Consider the following 16,916-nt stretch of genomic DNA (forward strand, 5'->3'; position numbering starts at 1 on the left):
ATTCCGCAGGTTGAAAAACACAAAGGGAAGGACAGAGAAAGTTGAGCAAACCACTAAGTATAAATACTCGGAAAGCTCTTGAGATAGCTAAGTATAAATATTCAAACACCTGAGACGAAAAAGATGAGATAATAATTAAAGTGAACCGCTCATACCTAGAGAAAAAAAATGAACCAGGAAATCAAGGTAAAAAACTTAGATCACTTAGGGATAGTTGCGGGAATTATTGATGAATTAGAAATCGAAGATTTAGTCAATGAAGCATTAGGAATAGACAAGAGATAGAAAATTAGTGCTGGCACAATCGTGAAAGCCATCATCCTAAATGGTTTGGGATTTGTTAGTAAACCTTTATATTTGTTTCCCAAGTTTTTTGAAGATAAACCGATAGAACACTTATTAGGAAAAGGAATAAAATCCGAAGAGATAAATGACGATAAAATCGGCAGAGTTATGGATTATCTACATAAATAGGGTCTAGAAAAAACTTGGACAAGTTTAGCGATAAATACGACCAATAAGTACGAAATAAATACTAAATACAGTCATCTAGATTCGAGCTTCGGTGTCCGTTCATGGAGAATACAAGCTCAAAGAAGAAGAGGAAGAAAATCAGCAAGAAAACTCAGAAAATGTTATCGAAATTACTTATGGATATTCGCAAGATGAAAGACCTGACTTAAAACAGTTTATGCTAGATCTGATGGTAAGTAGTGATGGGGATGTTCCTTTGCTAATGAGAACAGGTTCAGGGAACGAGTCGGACAAAAATATTTTTCCGTTAATCATAAAAGCTTATCAAAAAAACCTGAATCTGGAGACAATATAGGTAGCAGATAGTGCCTTATACACCGCCAAAAATCTTCAGAGTTTAGGAGAAATAAAATGGTTAACCAGAGTACTTTTTAGCTTAAAAAATGCGAAAAAAAATTGTAGAAAAAGCTAAGGAAGCTGAGTTTCATTTAAGTCAAAAAAAGGGCTATAAATACTAAGAAAAGCCAGTAAATTATCACGGAATTAGGCAAAGATGGCTTATCGTAGAGAGTGCAGCTAGAAAAGATTCAAACTTGGAAAAATTGTCTGACAAGTTAAGGAAGGAGAAGGAAAAAATTGAAAAACAATTAAAGAATTGGCAGCAGAGAAAAAGCCTAAACTGACTGAATTGAAACTCGAAGTGAAGAAATTTAATAAAACTTTAAAATATCATGAGTTAGGAGAATTAGAATATCAAGAAATCCTCAATAACAAGAAGGAGAAAGTCTATAGCTGTCAAGGAGTAATTGAAAAAAAAGCTGAAATTATTAAAGCCGAAACAGAAAGAGCAGGAAGATTTATTATCGTTACTAATGTTCTCGACAAGGAAAACCTATCGGCGGAAGAAATGCTTGATGAATATAAAGCACAACAATCTTGTGAACGAGGATTTACATTCATTAAAGACCCCTTATTTCTAGCAGATAGTGTCTTTGTGAAAAACCCAAAAAGGATAGAAATAATGGGTTTTTTAATGGGAATATGCTTATTAGTATATAGTCTGGGACAAAGAATGTTAAGAGGGGAACTAGAAAGGAAAGGAAAGGAGGAAAAGTCAAAAATCAACTTGGTAAAGCCACAGATAAACCAACTTTGAGATGGATATTTCAGGTTTTACAGGGAATTCACTTAGTGAAGATTAATGCTCAAAGCCACATCAGTAATTTAACTGACGAGATTCTTGATATTCTTCAATATTTTTCGATTTATTGCCAAAATTACTACCGAGTAAGTTGAGAATCAAATTGGACAAATTCAGTTTAAGCCAATTCCAGAAAAAACTTTTTCCCCGAAAAGTGTCTAATAAGTTAGGACACTTTAGTTTAACCATGTCTAACTTGAGCGACTCTTGCTTCTGTCAAATTATTTTTGGTGAAGTCAGATGTAAAAATTCTACAATCTCAACAAATTTTGTCGTTCAATCAGTTTTTCTTGGTGGCATTATTGCGACTTAATCATAAAGTGCGGAATGTGGGTTACACTACCGTTGTAGTACCATAATGACGTTCTCGTACCGTTAATGAGGGGACCTCCCAGCAAAGAGTACACATCAGCATCATCAGGAGTCGCATCTGCTAGGCCACCCCACACCTCCAAACCATCGAGATCGTTAACTCCCGCTTGCTCAATTTCTGGAGGCTTTGCCAAAAGCCAATCCCCCCGCCAATCGATTCAAAAAGAACACTTTTTTCATGTATTGATGGGGAGCATCTCACCTTTGTAACCTCTAAATCAGGTTTTATGTCAAGCTATTTTAAAAGCCTTGCTAGAAACCAGTTTTAGGGACAAGTATAATTACTCACTTGCATAAATGAGATGCTCCCTATTGATAATCAATTCCTGCAATGACAGGCAAAGTATGACCTAACTTTAATCCCTATAAAACCCAATCCTCCAGGGTAGAACGTAACTCAACCTGACACTCTGCAAAAGTATTTCCAAAAGCAATGATCCCTTGACAGTTAGGAATTGTACCAACATAACTAGCATCTTCTAACTGTTCAATTTGGGAAATAGTCAGAGCTTCTTGGATATAATCACTTAAAGCGTAGCAAACTAACATTACTGTTACTCCATTTAGTTATATGCTTCATTCTAAGCAATAACTGGCTTAGTATAAAATATCTTTTCCCAAAGCGATTGCGGTTGATATTTTTGGAAAAAGGCGATCGCTGTTTTATTGTTGATAATTGAAAAGTGTGAGCGCCTATAATTATGATTATTATCAAGTTCAGCCTTTAGGACTACCACAAACAATCAAGAAAGAAGAAACCGGTTGATGATGAAAGAAATCATTCCTTTGAGGTTCTTTACTCGGTAGATAATCGGCTATTGCGATTGATGTTTGACGCAGGGTCCTCATAGATCATTAATCAGGACGTGATAGCTCTTTTCTTGAGCATGATTCTTAAACCACTCAAGGATTTCTGAATCCAACCTGATACTAATTTGCTCTGTTTGTGGATTTGGTTTAACCAGTTTAGCATTCTTGAAAAATTCATCATCTAGGGGAGGAATATCTGAATAATCAATATCCTCATCGGACATTTGCATAAATTTCTCTTGTCGCTCTTTAAGAGGCATATCAAGGGAAAATTCAGGGTTGCTCATAGGGTTTTCTCTCCCGTTCATTGGCTTTTCTGGCTGATATGAGACGAATGCTTTGATTTCTTTTTTGTAAGTTCTCGCCTTCAGTTTTCTTAACATCGCTGTGACTTTTGAACAAAAGTTTTCAATAGGAGAGAATTCGGGAGAATAAGGAGGTAAATAGATGAGTCTAGCTTGTTCTTGTTCGATTATTTCTCTGGCCATTTCTTCGAGATGAATCTTGGCGTTATCCATGATCAGACAGTTTCCTTCGAGTTCTATTATTTGTCTATTTGCTCCCCATTGTACCTCATAGCTTCAAGAATTACCATAAAAACCCTAATCAACCGACTTATCCCTTATCTTCTCATTAGTTAAGGTGCGATCATTGATAAAATTTTTGCCTGATTTTTAGGCAGAGGATTTACTGTTGGGTGGACTAAACTATACTAAAAAGACGTGATTAATTTTGGCAAAGACAAATGGTTACATCACTTTACTAAGAGGATATTTTGCTTTGGGTGGAGCAAACGGTTAAACAACTGAAAGCAAGAGATTTTGCTAGTTTGGATTGGGAGCATTTGATTGAGGAGGTAGAGGCGTTAGGCATTTCGCAAAAACGGTGAATATAAGGCGCTGTCTTTTCTGGAGGAATGGCCCTATGGGAGGGATTGGCAGAGGATTTTAACGACTGATTTTTGGGAGTGAGGTAGCAAGGCTGTCTGAAAGAGTCATAATTATCAAAAAAATCCCTTTTGCATAATTTTTTTATGGTACAATTGATCGTCAAAGCATAATCTGGCGAGATTTGAGTTAAACTAGAAAGGTTGACTATTGACAAACATCGATCGCACAGGAGCAAATTATGTCTAGAGTCTGTACTATGACGGGGAAAAAGGCCAATAACGCCTATGCAGTGTCCCACTCCCACCGTCGCACCAAAAAATTACAAGAAGCTAACCTGCAATGGAAAAGAGTTTGGTGGTCGGAAGGCAACCGTTGGGTAAAACTACGCCTCTCCACCAAAGCTATCAAAACCATTGAAAAGAAAGGATTAGCCGTCTTCGCTAGAGAAGTAGGCTTAAACTTGAATTTGTACTAATTTAGTAGTTCATAAGTGGAGACAAATCGGCCGTATCGTTGACTCCTGTGCTTTTGATTATTAAGTATTGCAACAGGGCGTGATGTGGGGTGAAAACTACCTTTAAGATTAAAAACTTAAAACGACCTGTTCAGGAGAATTTCAATGTATTCAACCCTATTAATGGCCGCCACCGCCGTGCAAGGTTCCAGCGAATGGAGTCCCAAAGTGGCGATTGTCATGATTATCTGCAATATTCTCGCTATTGCTTTCGGTAAAGCGACTATTCAACAACAAAATGTCGGTCCTGCTTTACCTTCCCCCGCTTTATTCGGTGGTATGGGATTAGGCGCTTTACTGGGTACTACCAGTTTTGGTCATGTCCTCGGCGCTGGTGTCATCCTCGGTCTTTCCCGTCTGGGAGTTATCTAAATATGTTTTGATTTTCTCAATCGGTGGCCAAAAGTCACCGATTTCTTTTGTGAAAAATTCTGGACTATACAATAAATATGACTGGGTGCATCTTATCTTTGTGACTTTCTCTCACATATTGGTGAGCAGCAGAAGTTATTAAAAGAGGGCGAATGCCATTCGCCCCTACAATAATATTATCGCGCCAATGGTAGGGGCGCATCGTGGTCAGTGAGTTTATCGAACTGCGTGCGCCCAAATGTAATATAGATATTTCGACCAAATTGAGATGCACCCATTATGACTTTACCTCAAAAAAATTCTTTTTGGTACGATGAGCGATTTCAGAAGATTTTTCTACAGGTAATTATCCTGCTAATTGTCTGTCTAATTTTCTGGTTTTTTGGTCGCAATTTAGTGCTTAATTTCCAACGCCTACGCTTAAGTTTTGGCTTTGGCTTTCTCTTTGATCCCGACCGACCAGCCTCTTTTGCTATTGGTGACTCTCCTATTGCCTACAGTCCCACCGATACCTATTTTCGCGCTCTTTTGGTGGGATTGCTTAATTCCCTCCGCATTATGATTACTGGCATATTTTTGGCGATTAGTCTGGGAATAGTCATCGGGTTAGGTCGCTTGTCGGATAATTGGTTAATTCGTCAGTTAGCAACAATTTATGTGGAAACTATTCGCAATACTCCTCTATTATTACAATTATTTTTCTGGTATTTTGCCGTATTTCTGAAACTGCCGAAGATTGAGGACTCTCTAGAGTTTTTTGGCAGGGTGTTTTTAAATAACTCAGGAGTCTATTTACCTTTTCCCGCTAATAGTTTCAGGACATGGTTAACCTTTGCTGTCATTATTTTAGGAATAATTATCTCAGTATTTTCATACCTAAAAAATAAACTTGGTTTATGTATAACTAGCCTACTAATCCTAGCTATAATTCCTCTAATCTGGGGTTTACAATGGCAAAGTCCCCAAGTTAATCCTCTTAATCAAAATATTGACTTTGGTTTACATCTTTCTTCCGAGTTTGCCACCCTCTTAATCGGTTTAACTGTTTATACAGCTGCCTTTATTGCGGAAACGGTACGGGGGGGGATTCAATCGGTTAATCTGGGACAATGGGAAGCAGCTAAAGCCTTGGGATTAAAACCTTTATTAGTGATGAGATTAGTGATTTTTCCCCAAGCTTTGCCAGTGATTATTCCTCCTTTAACTAATGAATGTTTAAACCTTGTTAAAAACTCTAGTTTAGCGATCGCTATTGGTTATAATGATATTTATGCTATCTCTAGTACCATCGCTAATCAGACAGGAAAAGCTGTAGAGATGTTAATAGTAGTTATGGCCACCTATTTATTCTTTAATCTGGTGATTTCTCTGGCTATGAATCAATTAAACCAACGGGTAAAAATTCAGGAAAGGTAGTAACGCACCGGAATTTAGTGATAAATTAATTAATAAACCTCTTGCATAATTAATTTTTGATGGTTCAAAAACGAAAAAAATAAGGATTATTGCCTAAAATCTGTAAATAGACCATTTAATTGATTATTATTCATTCTTAATTCTCCTGACTACTGATTACTGGCTACTGACTCCTAACCCTAACAACAATACGAATGTTGATTTTTACAAGAGGTCTAATGAGCATTAGCAGAATATAAAGCGGTGATAATTGCTGTCACCGCAGGACTAAGACTAGATAAAACCACCACAGAAGCGGTGGCAATGATGATAGTAGTAGCCATTCTCACCATACCATCTGTACCTTTTTGATAGGCATCAAATTTATAATCTATGCGATCAATTTTTTGTCCTATTTCATCTCGCCACTTACTGAATGCGTCTTGTGATTGGCTGAATTTTTCTTGCAAATCACTAACTTCATCACTTAATTGAATCAACGCTTCTCTGATGTCATCATTACTGTGATTTTCGGGAATTTGCATAACCTTAATTAGCAATCAACGAACAACTGCATATATTATAGCAGTTCTTAGCCATAAATTACAATTTTTTATCGGGGGGAGGAGTCAATCGCCAGCGCACTAAAAAACTATCAATATTTTCTAAACATTCTAAGTCATCTTTAGGTAAATAAGAATCTTTTGACAAGAAAGAAAAAGCCTGCTGAAACTCTTGACTATCAGCTTGAATTGGACTAGCAAAATGACAAGGAATAACCTGTTTAATCGGCCATTGGCAAATTCTCTCAACCCATTGACTCACCTCGTCAGTATTGCGATTAAGAATCAAAGTTTGCAAAATTGGCGCGACTATTAACCTCCCCTCTTGACGCAAATTTAAAAAAGTCCTTTGCCAATCATCACCCCATTGAAAAGGGAATAAACCAAAATAGGCTTTTTTACTCCTTTCCTTAGCATTAAAAGCATCTCGAAACACCTTAATCCAATTGGGAACAGCTAAAACAGGAGGTTGAAAATAAAGAGCAAAAAGACAAATTCTCTGCCAACCCCGACGGCGATTTTCTGGAGTATCCTCCACCAGATCCTTAGCACTATTTTTAGCGTGAAACAGCAGCGGATAGGGGTCTAATTCTAAAATAGCGGGAGGATTTTCTGGGATAGAAATAATGCCATCGGTCAGCAGCAAAGTTTGAGAGTAGTGATGAAAAAAAGCCACCTCCGAGAAGTATCCCACATTCAGATCGATTGCGGGTAAGATTTCATAACTAAAATCTTTTGCTAAAGGAGTGGTTGCCGAGTCAGAGGGTAAAATTTCCGTTCGTTTTGCTGGTAAACCCAACCAACTCAAAGGTAAATTAAGAGGAAAACTCCATTGATTAGGAGCAACATAAACTATAGCCTTAGGAAAATAACGGGCAAAAGGACCGACAAAAACCTTATGTTCAATCCCAGAAATCGTCGGCAAAATAATATATTTAACTTCCCCGTGTTCATTTTCCAACTCACGCATTAAGCGAATACATTCCGGAGTCGGGGCCACTGGTGCATAAACAAATAAACCCCCGGATGCTAACTTAATTACCGTCATGCGAATCGGCACAACCACATAGAAAATACCCTGCAATTGCTCAAATGTCCAGAGCGTATCTTTCACCACTTCTTGGCGAATTGTCCGTCTTTGACCATAGGGATAAAGTGGTACAATTGGCCAAAAAGGCCATGATAAATCTTGCGGACTAATTGCGGCTTTTGTCATCGTCTGATTCTATCGCTGAAAATTTCTATTTTAGTTATCATAAACCCTTCTAATCCCCATGACTGATAAACTGCCCATTGATTCTTTGGTCAATACTTGGAATAGTCTCACGGGGGAAGTGATGAAAAGACTCCCCATCGACCAGTTGACTAATACTGTCCTGCAATGGTTTAGTGTTAGTGACACTCAAGTGGCGGAAATTTTAGAAAAAGTCCGTCAAGAATTACCCACCACCGAAGCGCTGTTAATCGGCAAACCGCAAGCGGGAAAAAGTGCGATTATTAGGGGAATAACGGGAGTTTCGGCGGAAATAGTCGGGCAAGGTTTCCGTCCCCACACCCAAAACACCCAGCGCTACTCCTACCCAGCGGAAGACTTACCCCTGTTGATTTTTACCGATACGGTGGGGTTAGGGGATGCCTATCAACACACAGACACAGTAATCGCGGAATTATTGGCAGATTTAAGCGAAAACACGGGACGCGCCCAAGTTTTTATCGTGACGGTAAAAATTAATGATTTTGCCACCGATAGCCTTCTGGAAATTACCAGACAACTGCGGCAAAAATATCCTAAAATCCCCTGTTTACTGGCTGTCACCTGTCTTCATCAGCTTTATCCTCCTAATACCGTTGATCATCCCCCTTATCCTCCCGATTTCGAGGATATCAATCGCGCCTATCAAGAAATTAAAGAAACTTTTAAGGATTTATACGACAATTCTGTGCTGATAGATTTCACCCTAGAGGAAGACGGTTATAACCCCGTTTTTTACGGTTTAGAGGCATTTAGGGACAATTTAGCCGATTTATTGCCAAAAGCCGAGGCTAACACCATCCACCAACTTTTGGACCGGGAAACCAGCAATAAATTAGGCCATCTCTATCGGGACGTGGCCCGACGCTATATGTTGGCCTTTTCTGTCATAGCGGGAACCTTGGCGGCGATTCCCTTACCCTTAGCGACTATGCCAGTGTTAACCGCCCTACAAGTGTCAATGGTGGGGGTTTTAGGCAAATTATACGGTCAAGTCTTAACTCCATCCCAAGCCGGTGGAGTCGTCAGTGCGATCGCTGGCGGCTTTTTAGCCCAGGCCATCGGCCGGGAATTGGTGAAATTTATCCCCGGTTTTGGCAGTGTTATCGCCGCTTCTTGGTCCGCTGCCTATACCTGGGCCCTAGGAGAGGGCGCTTGTGTCTATTTTGGCGATTTAATGGGGGGTAAAAAACCCGATCCTAAGAGGATTCAAAGGGTGATGAAAGAGGCTTTTTCTGCTGCCCAAGAAAGATTTAAAAATGTCGCCACGGGGGAAGATAAAATGTAGTTATTAGCCCCTTAAGTGTTGGAGATGAAGCAGCCTAAGACAAGTAGCATATCTTCAAGTTAGCGAGATTTTAGTAATATTCGTCAGCTTTAGCCCCAGTGGAAATTTACTTGGGCTTTTCAACCAGATCTATGGTTCAATACAGTTGAATATATCCCGTTCAAGTAATAGACAAAACATATCAAAAATGTGCCATCAGTTTCAGTGAGTAGCAGTATAATGGCTTTATGCAGTTTGACTGGGATAAAAATAAGGCAGAACGCAATCTATCAAAGCACGAAGTCTCAATTGAGGAAGCAAAAACTATTTTTGATGATTCTCTCTATGTTGAATTCTACGATACAGATCATTTAGAAGGAGTTGATATTATGTTAGTTAAAGGAATTAAAAAAGGCAAAATTATTGAGTTATTAGAGGAAGTTGATTTTCCCGATAATGAAGAGATATTAGTAGAAATTAGAGAGGTTAATGATTTTTGGTCAGCCTTGCAAGATTTTAGGCAAAGGGTAGATTTGGCAAGTCTTGATGATGATACTTTTGATAATTTACGGGACAAGTCAACGGGGAGAGATGTTCATTTATGACTCTCAAGTATTTACTAGATACTAATGTTTTGTCAGAGGCTAAACGACCTCAACCTAATCAGAAGGTCATGACAAAGCTCAGGTTATCTAAACGGGAAATAGCCACAGCTACTCTGGTTATCCATGAGCTATTATTTGGTTGTTTTCGACTTCCTTTGTCCAAAAAACGCCAAGACCTAGAAGATTATGTAAATAATGTTATTTTAGCCAATCTACCTTTATTCGATTATGACTTAAAATCAGCCCAATATCACGCACGGGAAAGGGCAAGGTTATCTAAAGTTGGTAAGAGTCCTGCCTTTGTCGATGCTCAAATAGCGTCTATTGCTTTTACCAACAATTTGACTTTAGTTACCAATAATGTTGACGATTTTAAAGATTTTCAGGGTTTAGTGATTGAAAATTGGTTTCTCTAATCTAGGGTAAGTGCATCTTGACAATCCTTGACAAAATGAAGTTTATTGAGGTTGCTTACCCAGAGGACAATTCAGGCATATTTGATTATAATTTGCCATCTCAATTGTTAAGCAATAATCGACCAAATGGGTCGAGTTCGTAACTTTTATGATTGACTGGTATTACTTGAAATGCCTACACAGCAAGCGACTCACAAAATTGGCCAATTGTCAATAGCGTTTGAGATACGCTCACCCTGTCTTTTTAATCTACCCAGAGAGTTTACCAGTATCATGATATAACCTCACTTAAACTATTGATTTCTCACTCCTTTTTCTCTGTTCCCTGTTTTCTCAAACAAGAGACTTGGTACTTCAACAGGATGAGAATTGCTATAATTGAATTAATAGTTAGGGGACAAAATTATCCAAAAAGAACACAATGACATTTTCACAACGAAAAAATATTCAACCGACGGAGGTTCCTGTCCAGATAGATTCTATGGATAGGGGATTGCGTAATGGGTTATGGTCTGCTATATCATTAAAATTTGTAGAACCGGGTTCTTTGTACTACGTCCAGAAAGGCAATTGTAGCCATGTGATTGTCTTAAGGCGGTTATGGCATAATTATTTTAAGATGCCACTTGATGAATGCCCAACTTCTTGGCCTAAACTTGTTGAATTTATCCGTGAGCGTTTTTTCCAGTTTAAGTGGTACGAGGTTTACGATTTCATCGAATGCCTGATATATTCTTTTGATGAAAAGGACGAAAACATAGTTAGGGGTATGACCGAATTTATGAACAGTGTTATGGAACGAGACAACTGTGGCTATAGAATTGTTGATGGAAAGGTAGCAGACTTAATTGATGAACATACAATAGATTCTATTGAAAATGCGGCAAACCAAAATCGGTTTGCTGGTGCTGCCACACATATAACAACATCCGTTAGATTTCTTTACGATAGAGAAGACCCAGATTATCGTAATTCAATAAAAGAATCTATATCTGCGGTTGAATCTGCCTGTAGAGACTTTACGGGTGATCCAAAAGCTACACTTGGGAAATCAATCAAGAAAATTGAAGAAATCGGGTATCTTCATCCTGTTCTAAAGGAGGCTTTGTCCAAGTTATATGGATACACAAGCGATGAATCGGGAATACGCCATGCACTGATTGATCATAGCGCCGCAACAAAAGATGTTGCCGTATTTATGCTTTCGGTTTGTTCAGCATACATTAATTACCTCATAGCCAAAAGTGCCTCAAGGCGATAGCGTTGTAGTACCTTAAACCCTATACTTTACCCACAGTTAAAAACGAAAGGAAAAAGGCAGTAAATCCGAGAGATTAAAACGATAATTTTGCTGGGTTCCACAGATAATAATCTCTGCTTGCGGCGCTAATTCGGCTATCCATTGACGACAGGCTCCGCAGGGAGTTAACTGACTAATATCATCCTTGTCCACCCCATCGATACAGGCTATAGCGATCGCCCGTACTTCTCGATCGCCTGCCGCGATTATTTGCGCTAAAGTTGCCCTTTCCGCGCATAAACTCAAGCCATAACTAGCGTTCTCCACATTAGTACCAGCATAAATCTTTTTATTTGTCAAGACCGCTGCCCCCACGCGAAAACGGGAATAGGGAGAATAGGAAAGTTTCGCCACTTCCCGAGCAGTGTCACAGAGTTGTTGTCTTTCTTGTTCAGATAGGGTCATCGGCTAGATAGCATCCGAGGCAACTTTGATTACTTCTTAATTATCCCTTTGGTCGTGCTTTGATGACATCCGAGCAAGACGGCCATTTGCCGTTGAGATAAATTTCCCTCTTGACTAGGTTGGTAGAGCAAGTTTCTTTGTTCTATGTTAAGGTGTTGGTGGCTTAGTTTTTGGGATTTGTTGTTGCATTGATCGGACAATACCTCATGAGCCTTTCTCTGTCAACTCTTAAGGAGTCGTGCGTTTCATTTTTGAATTGGCGATTTAAGATCAGTTTTGTTTAAGTATCTTTTACCATGACTTCTACATCGAACTTTCAGCCGACGATAGTCTCAGAGTTTTAGCCGACCTAGAACTCAGCCTAGTTGCTCATTTTCACCGCAAAAACTGCATCCATAAATTTATCGCCGAATTTTAGCATGGAAATTGACACAATACTGCAGCAAATTGATATTGGAGAAGACCAAGAATATGAGTTTAAATCAGCCGAGGGAGGCTTGCCAAAAGACATTTGGGAAACTCTTTCAGCTTTCGCTAATACCGATGGCGGTTACATTATTTTGGGTGTTAGCGAAAAGAAACCTAGATTAGAAATTACAGGAGTGCGTAACCCTAAAAATCTTCAACAAGAGTTTTGGGATAACCACAACAACCGACAAAAACTGAATATATCTATCTGTTCTAATTCAGACGTAGAAGTAAAAAAGATTAATGAATATCAGCTTCTCATTATTCATATTCCTAGAGCTACCCGAACTCAGCGTCCTGTATATATTAACAATAACCCAATGACTGGTACATATAAGCGAAATTATGAGGGAGATTATCGCTGTCATAAGGAGGAAATAGAGCAAATGTTTCGCGATGCCAGCAATGAACCTCAAGATTTTCAAGTTTTAGATAATTTTAATCTCAACGATATTGATCCTGATACTCTGAAAGTATTTCGCCAACGGTTCAGCAATCGCGAACCCGATCATCCTTGGTTAGCATACAATGATCAACAATTACTCCATCAGTTAGGAGGATGGCGACGAGATAGAAATTCTAGCAAAGAAGGATTAACTGTAGCGGGTTTACTCATGTTTGGACGAGAACGCAGTATTTTAGATGCTTTCCCCCATTATAGTCTCGACTATCAGGAAAAATTATCTGATGATCCTGAAAAAAGATGGACATATCGCTTAACTCTTGATGGTAAATGGGAAGCTAATTTACTTAACTCTTATTATCGTGTTTATGGCAGATTAATTAATAATTTAGATGTTCCTTTTCAATTAGACAAAGATGCCGTTCGTAAAGATGAAACCCATGTTCATGAAGCTTTAAGAGAGGCTTTAGTTAATACTTTAATCCACGCCGATCACCAGTCGTCACGGCCTATAAAGGTGGTAAAATCTATCGATGGCTATCTGTTTTCTAATCCCGGTCGTCTGAGAATTCCCCTACAGCGTCTCTATGAAGGCGGTACTAGCGATCCTCGTAATCCTCATCTACAAAAAATGTTTCAAATGCTCGGATTAGGTGAAAAAGCTGGCTCTGGATTTGGGAAAATTCTTCGTGCTTGGAAAGAACAACAATGGTTGAGTCCCCTAGTTTCGGAAAAACTTGACCTAGAAGTTACATCTGTTAATTTACCGATGACAAGTTTTATTCCCGAAGCAGTTGAAGTGGAATTAAAAAGGATTATCGGGGATGCTTACCGTCAGTTAGGTGATCTTGATAGGATAATATTAGTATTAGCGCATCAGTTTGAGGAAATTAGTAATACTGACATTCAGCGTTATCGATCAGAACATCCCAGAGATATTAGCGAACGCCTTCGTAATTTAGTTCAAAATGGCTGGTTACACCAGTCAGGTAAGTGTCGGGGAACACGCTACACCCTACCGAACCAGAATTCTTCAGCGCAACTTTCTCTATTACCAAGCTCCGAACATTACCCACCAAGCTCCGAACATTACCAACAGTTAGAGGCAATTGCTGAACCCATACGCAGAAAAGGCCGCATTAGTAAAGACTCGGTACGAAAAGTGATTCTTGAACTATGCTCCCAACAATATCTACCCCTCGGAACATTAGCTCAACTGCTCGGAAGAGAACCTGATACTATTCGTAATCACTATGTCAACCCGATGATAGATGAGGGATTGCTGGAGCTTAAACACCCCCAACTAAGGAACCATCCTCAACAAGCTTATCGAACAGTATCTCGATCGCATTTCCTATCAGCGCAAGATGAGTAAACACCCGCTCTTCAAATCCGAGAGATTAAGGGGACTACATCGGCAAGCCACTAATTTAGCGATCGATAGCTAACTTACCACTTAACATTTCCCTGACGATTTTAGCGGTAGCGGGGGCCAATAAAACCCCGTTGCGGTAGTGTCCCGTGGCCAGAATAACGTTATCGTATCCGGGCAAATATTCGATGATGGGAGCGGATTTTTTCTCCGGTCGCGGTCGCTTACCGGACCAAGTACGCACGATCGCACCCGCGGCCAAAGAGGGACAAAAAGTGATCGCCTTTTGATATACTTGTTCTAACAGGGCAGTATCGGCGATAATTTCGCCCTTTTCGTCCATAAATTCCACCGTTGCTCCAATCGAGTATTCTGCTCGGGCCAAAGGCAGAATATGCAGGTCATTTCCCGTTAAAATCGGCTTAAAATCGGAACTTTCTAAGGGCTGAGTCAATTTGATCTGTAAAGCTTGCCCTAAAACCGGTCGGATTTCCACTGGATGGGTAAGAGTTTCGGTTAAAGCAGTGGAACCAATTCCCGCACAAAGAATCAAAGAGTCGGTTTCCTCTATACCATTGGAACTATAAACGTGGGTGCATTGCCTCAAATTAGAGTCTTGAAGCTCTGTCTTCCCGAAATTTTCAACTTTTACCCCAAATTGACATTTTACCCCCCTTCTTGCCGCAGCAGTGACGAGAGCCTCCGTGAGCAGGACTGGGTTAATTTGATGATCACTGGGAGAATAGATAGCACCCTGGAGATGCTCCCCGGCCACCTGGGGACATTTTTGCTTCAAAGTCTCTTTATCCCAGATTTCTAGACAATATCCCTGTTCTTGGCGGATTTGGGCTAACTTGCGCCAATTTTCTTCGTCTTCGGCACTCGATCGCAGGAGGACAATACCATCACGGTTACAGGGAATAGTCAGTCCGGTGAGGGATTCTAGCTCAGGAAGGAGGGTTTCGTAACGTTTTAAACTTTCTTGCCGCAGTTTCCAGGCTCTCCCTTTGGTTTTATGGCTGATAATCCCCATTAAAATCCCTAGGGCAGCCCCAGTTGCTCCTTGTCCCGGTTTTTTTTCATCGATGAGGGTAATTTCTAATCCTTCGATGGCGCTTAATTCGTAGGCAATGGTGGCCCCCACTATCCCCGCACCGATGATGACAATTTTAGTCATAAACTCCAGAGGCTATTTTTCTAGTGGGAATAGGACTAAAAAAGGGTTGAACAGGTTTCAACCCCGATAATTAATTACAGAACCCTGAAAATAAAAGGATAACGGAAAACCTTATAGGCATCTTTCCAGACTTGCAGGATAGCAAGAATGGGAAGAACAATATTCACCACAGCAAGAATCGGTAAGAGCAAATAACCGATTAAAACCCAAACTAGAATCCCAGCAATTAGGTAGTATAACCACATATTCAGGTGAAAGTTTAAAGCTTCTTTGGCGTTTTCCTTCACCGTTCCATCATCAGAAATGAAATAAATAGCTAAGGGAATCCCCACCGATACCAGCGTAGCACTCAAAAAGATCGAAGCATGACAAGCCACAGATAGGAGTCTTTTTTTGGTTAAATCTTCACTCATGACCATCGGGTTTATCCCCCTAAAATTGGCGGAGAAAGCGGATATCGCTATTATAACAACGGCGAATATCGTCTATCTCATGTAATACCATAGCAAATCTTTCCACGCCAAAACCAGCAGCAAAACCCGTATAGATTTGGGGGTCATAACCGACTGCTTTTAAGACATTGGGATCCACCATACCACAGCCCATCACCTCCAACCATTTGCCTTTCCACTGTACATCTACCTCGGCCGAGGGTTCGGTAAAAGGGAAGTAGGAAGCGCGGAATTTAACCGGTAAATCGGCCCCAAACATTTGCTTAAGAAATTCTTTAATTGTTCCTTTCAAATCCGTAAAGGTTAATCCCCGGTCCACCGCTAATAATTCCACTTGATGGAAAACCGCGGAATGGGTTGCATCCACGGTATCGCGACGATAAACCCGGCCCGGGGCCACAATCCGAATCGGGGGTTCGTGACTTTCCATGTAGCGAATCTGCACCGGGGAGGTATGGGTCCGCAATAAACGACCATCCCTCAAGAAAAAAGTATCCTGCATATCCCGGGCCGGATGGTCAGCAGGGATATTTAAAGCCTCAAAATTATAATAATCGCTTTCTACCTGCGGCCCAGTGGCGATGGTGTAACCCAGACCGACGAAAATATCGATCATGCGATCAACTGTGCTATTTAAGGGGTGAATTCGCCCTAAAGGACGGCTAAGAGCAGGCAGGGTGACATCGAGGGTTTCCGCCGCTAATTTCGCCTTAATTTGGGCATTCTGGAGACTTTCTCGCCGGGATTCCAGCAGCGATTGTACTAATTCTTTGACCTCATTAGCGATCGCACCGAGGCGCGGTCTCTCTTCGGGGGTTAATTTGCCCATTTCCCGTAAAATCTGCGATAATTCTCCTTTCTTACCCAGATAATTCACCCTTAGCTGTTCTAAGTCTTCTAGGGTTGTTGTTTGTTCGATGGAATTTTCCGCTTTCCCTGCCAGGGTTTTTAGGGCAGTTTCGATCGGATGGGGGGATAAACTCATAATTAGGGCATTTTATAGGGCAGCATTCTAGTCTAGTTTATCTGCTCGGGTGGCGAGAGCGGCAGCATCGATCAAAGCTAATAGCTATATGCTAGGATGGAAGTTGAGAATAAAAGTCGGCACTGCGGCTCGTTGTCAGTATTAATGGTCAAAGCGTTTCTGTTTAGTATTGGTTCAGCTAGTTCCCGAAATCTTGGTTCTCTAAAAATCTGTTGTTTTTATC

At 40.2% G+C, this 16,916-nt stretch carries 18 protein-coding genes and 4 pseudogenes; 11 read left to right on the plus strand and 11 right to left on the minus strand.

Annotated features, from left to right (window positions below; genetic code table 11):
• Positions 1 to 168: 168 nt before the first annotated feature.
• Positions 169 to 1,770 (plus strand): annotated as a pseudogene (locus ACE1AQ_RS18420) (IS1634 family transposase).
• On the opposite strand, the gene ACE1AQ_RS18425 reads toward ACE1AQ_RS18420, so the two are convergent.
• The 4 genes and pseudogenes from ACE1AQ_RS18425 to ACE1AQ_RS18440 form a co-directional block, all read right to left on the minus strand.
• The gene (locus ACE1AQ_RS18425) at positions 1,691 to 1,864 is read right to left on the minus strand and encodes a hypothetical protein (RefSeq protein ID WP_008200938.1); all 174 of its coding nucleotides are present in this window, start codon (positions 1,862 to 1,864) and stop codon (positions 1,691 to 1,693) included. The pseudogene ACE1AQ_RS18420 and the gene ACE1AQ_RS18425 sit on opposite strands and share 80 nt — an antisense overlap.
• A gap of 546 nt (positions 1,865 to 2,410) precedes the next feature.
• Complete coding sequence (locus ACE1AQ_RS18430; RefSeq protein ID WP_110544993.1) at positions 2,411 to 2,596, minus strand: type II toxin-antitoxin system HicB family antitoxin; 186 nt, start codon at positions 2,594 to 2,596, stop codon at positions 2,411 to 2,413.
• A gap of 296 nt (positions 2,597 to 2,892) precedes the next feature.
• Entirely contained in the window at positions 2,893 to 3,165 is a 273-nt protein-coding gene (locus tag ACE1AQ_RS18435) for a BrnA antitoxin family protein (protein ID WP_306342890.1), read from the minus strand.
• Positions 3,166 to 3,195: 30 nt separating this feature from the next.
• Positions 3,196 to 3,393, minus strand: a pseudogene (locus ACE1AQ_RS18440) (transposase); the annotation flags it as partial.
• A 239-nt stretch (positions 3,394 to 3,632) separates the two neighbouring features.
• Here ACE1AQ_RS18440 and ACE1AQ_RS18445 point away from each other — a divergent pair.
• The 4 genes from ACE1AQ_RS18445 (at position 3,633) to ACE1AQ_RS18460 (ending at position 6,049) form a co-directional block, all read left to right on the plus strand.
• A complete protein-coding gene (locus ACE1AQ_RS18445; protein WP_255348754.1) occupies positions 3,633 to 3,746 on the plus strand; it encodes a DUF29 family protein in 114 nt (37 codons plus the stop codon).
• A gap of 239 nt (positions 3,747 to 3,985) precedes the next feature.
• The gene (gene rpmB, locus ACE1AQ_RS18450; RefSeq protein WP_004160843.1) at positions 3,986 to 4,222 is read left to right on the plus strand and encodes a 50S ribosomal protein L28; all 237 of its coding nucleotides are present in this window, start codon (positions 3,986 to 3,988) and stop codon (positions 4,220 to 4,222) included.
• Positions 4,223 to 4,366: 144 nt separating this feature from the next.
• Positions 4,367 to 4,633, plus strand: coding sequence for a photosystem I reaction center subunit PsaK (gene psaK, locus ACE1AQ_RS18455; RefSeq protein WP_002760753.1), 267 nt, complete (start codon positions 4,367 to 4,369; stop codon positions 4,631 to 4,633).
• A 279-nt stretch (positions 4,634 to 4,912) separates the two neighbouring features.
• Complete coding sequence (locus tag ACE1AQ_RS18460; RefSeq protein WP_110544991.1) at positions 4,913 to 6,049, plus strand: amino acid ABC transporter permease; 1,137 nt, start codon at positions 4,913 to 4,915, stop codon at positions 6,047 to 6,049.
• Positions 6,050 to 6,264: 215 nt separating this feature from the next.
• On the opposite strand, the gene ACE1AQ_RS18465 is transcribed toward ACE1AQ_RS18460, so the two are convergent.
• A complete protein-coding gene (locus ACE1AQ_RS18465; protein ID WP_008200926.1) occupies positions 6,265 to 6,573 on the minus strand; it encodes a hypothetical protein in 309 nt (102 codons plus the stop codon).
• A 58-nt stretch (positions 6,574 to 6,631) separates the two neighbouring features.
• On the minus strand, positions 6,632 to 7,807 hold the full coding sequence (locus tag ACE1AQ_RS18470) for a DUF4336 domain-containing protein (protein ID WP_106908228.1): 1,176 nt from the start codon (positions 7,805 to 7,807) through the stop codon (positions 6,632 to 6,634).
• A gap of 58 nt (positions 7,808 to 7,865) precedes the next feature.
• Here ACE1AQ_RS18470 and ACE1AQ_RS18475 point away from each other — a divergent pair, with 58 nt between their 5' ends.
• The 5 genes and pseudogenes from ACE1AQ_RS18475 to ACE1AQ_RS18495 all read left to right on the plus strand — a co-directional run bounded on the left by ACE1AQ_RS18475 (position 7,866) and on the right by ACE1AQ_RS18495 (position 11,392).
• Positions 7,866 to 9,131 carry a YcjF family protein gene (locus ACE1AQ_RS18475; RefSeq protein ID WP_008200923.1) on the plus strand — a complete coding sequence of 422 codons (1,266 nt, stop codon included), beginning with the start codon at positions 7,866 to 7,868 and terminating at the stop codon, positions 9,129 to 9,131.
• 227 nt (positions 9,132 to 9,358) lie between these two features.
• Positions 9,359 to 9,442 (plus strand): annotated as a pseudogene (locus ACE1AQ_RS18480) (hypothetical protein); the annotation flags it as partial.
• 57 nt (positions 9,443 to 9,499) lie between these two features.
• The gene (locus ACE1AQ_RS18485; protein ID WP_024970209.1) at positions 9,500 to 9,715 is read left to right on the plus strand and encodes a hypothetical protein; all 216 of its coding nucleotides are present in this window, start codon (positions 9,500 to 9,502) and stop codon (positions 9,713 to 9,715) included.
• Positions 9,712 to 10,131 carry a type II toxin-antitoxin system VapC family toxin gene (locus ACE1AQ_RS18490; RefSeq protein ID WP_008200920.1) on the plus strand — a complete coding sequence of 140 codons (420 nt, stop codon included), beginning with the start codon at positions 9,712 to 9,714 and terminating at the stop codon, positions 10,129 to 10,131. Before ACE1AQ_RS18485 ends, ACE1AQ_RS18490 begins: the two co-directional genes overlap by 4 nt.
• Positions 10,132 to 10,552: 421 nt before the next feature.
• A complete protein-coding gene (locus ACE1AQ_RS18495) occupies positions 10,553 to 11,392 on the plus strand; it encodes an AbiJ-NTD4 domain-containing protein (RefSeq protein WP_039899915.1) in 840 nt (279 codons plus the stop codon).
• A 36-nt stretch (positions 11,393 to 11,428) separates the two neighbouring features.
• Here ACE1AQ_RS18495 and cdd read toward each other — a convergent pair whose 3' ends face one another.
• Together cdd and ACE1AQ_RS18505 are read right to left on the minus strand one after the other, a co-directional pair.
• A complete protein-coding gene (gene cdd, locus ACE1AQ_RS18500) occupies positions 11,429 to 11,836 on the minus strand; it encodes a cytidine deaminase (RefSeq protein ID WP_008200919.1) in 408 nt (135 codons plus the stop codon).
• Positions 11,835 to 12,036 (minus strand): annotated as a pseudogene (locus ACE1AQ_RS18505) (helix-turn-helix domain-containing protein); the annotation flags it as partial. The pseudogene ACE1AQ_RS18505 and the gene cdd, both read right to left, overlap by 2 nt.
• 219 nt (positions 12,037 to 12,255) lie before the next feature.
• Between ACE1AQ_RS18505 and ACE1AQ_RS18510 the strand changes: the two are divergent.
• Positions 12,256 to 14,082, plus strand: a complete 1,827-nt coding sequence (locus tag ACE1AQ_RS18510) for an RNA-binding domain-containing protein (RefSeq protein WP_288125293.1) — start codon at positions 12,256 to 12,258, stop codon at positions 14,080 to 14,082.
• 55 nt (positions 14,083 to 14,137) lie between these two features.
• Here the strand turns inward: ACE1AQ_RS18510 and ACE1AQ_RS18515 are convergent, their stop codons facing one another.
• The 3 genes from ACE1AQ_RS18515 to pheS form a co-directional block, all read right to left on the minus strand.
• Positions 14,138 to 15,256 carry an FAD-binding oxidoreductase gene (locus ACE1AQ_RS18515; RefSeq protein ID WP_110544986.1) on the minus strand — a complete coding sequence of 373 codons (1,119 nt, stop codon included), beginning with the start codon at positions 15,254 to 15,256 and terminating at the stop codon, positions 14,138 to 14,140.
• Between the two features lie 74 nt (positions 15,257 to 15,330).
• The gene (locus ACE1AQ_RS18520; protein WP_080754337.1) at positions 15,331 to 15,675 is read right to left on the minus strand and encodes a DUF4870 domain-containing protein; all 345 of its coding nucleotides are present in this window, start codon (positions 15,673 to 15,675) and stop codon (positions 15,331 to 15,333) included.
• 13 nt (positions 15,676 to 15,688) lie between these two features.
• Entirely contained in the window at positions 15,689 to 16,693 is a 1,005-nt protein-coding gene (gene pheS, locus ACE1AQ_RS18525) for a phenylalanine--tRNA ligase subunit alpha (RefSeq protein ID WP_008200909.1), read from the minus strand.
• Positions 16,694 to 16,916 lie beyond the last annotated feature (223 nt).

The organism is Microcystis sp. BLCC-F209 (genome assembly GCF_041928595.1).
GTDB lineage: Bacteria > Cyanobacteriota > Cyanobacteriia > Cyanobacteriales > Microcystaceae > Microcystis.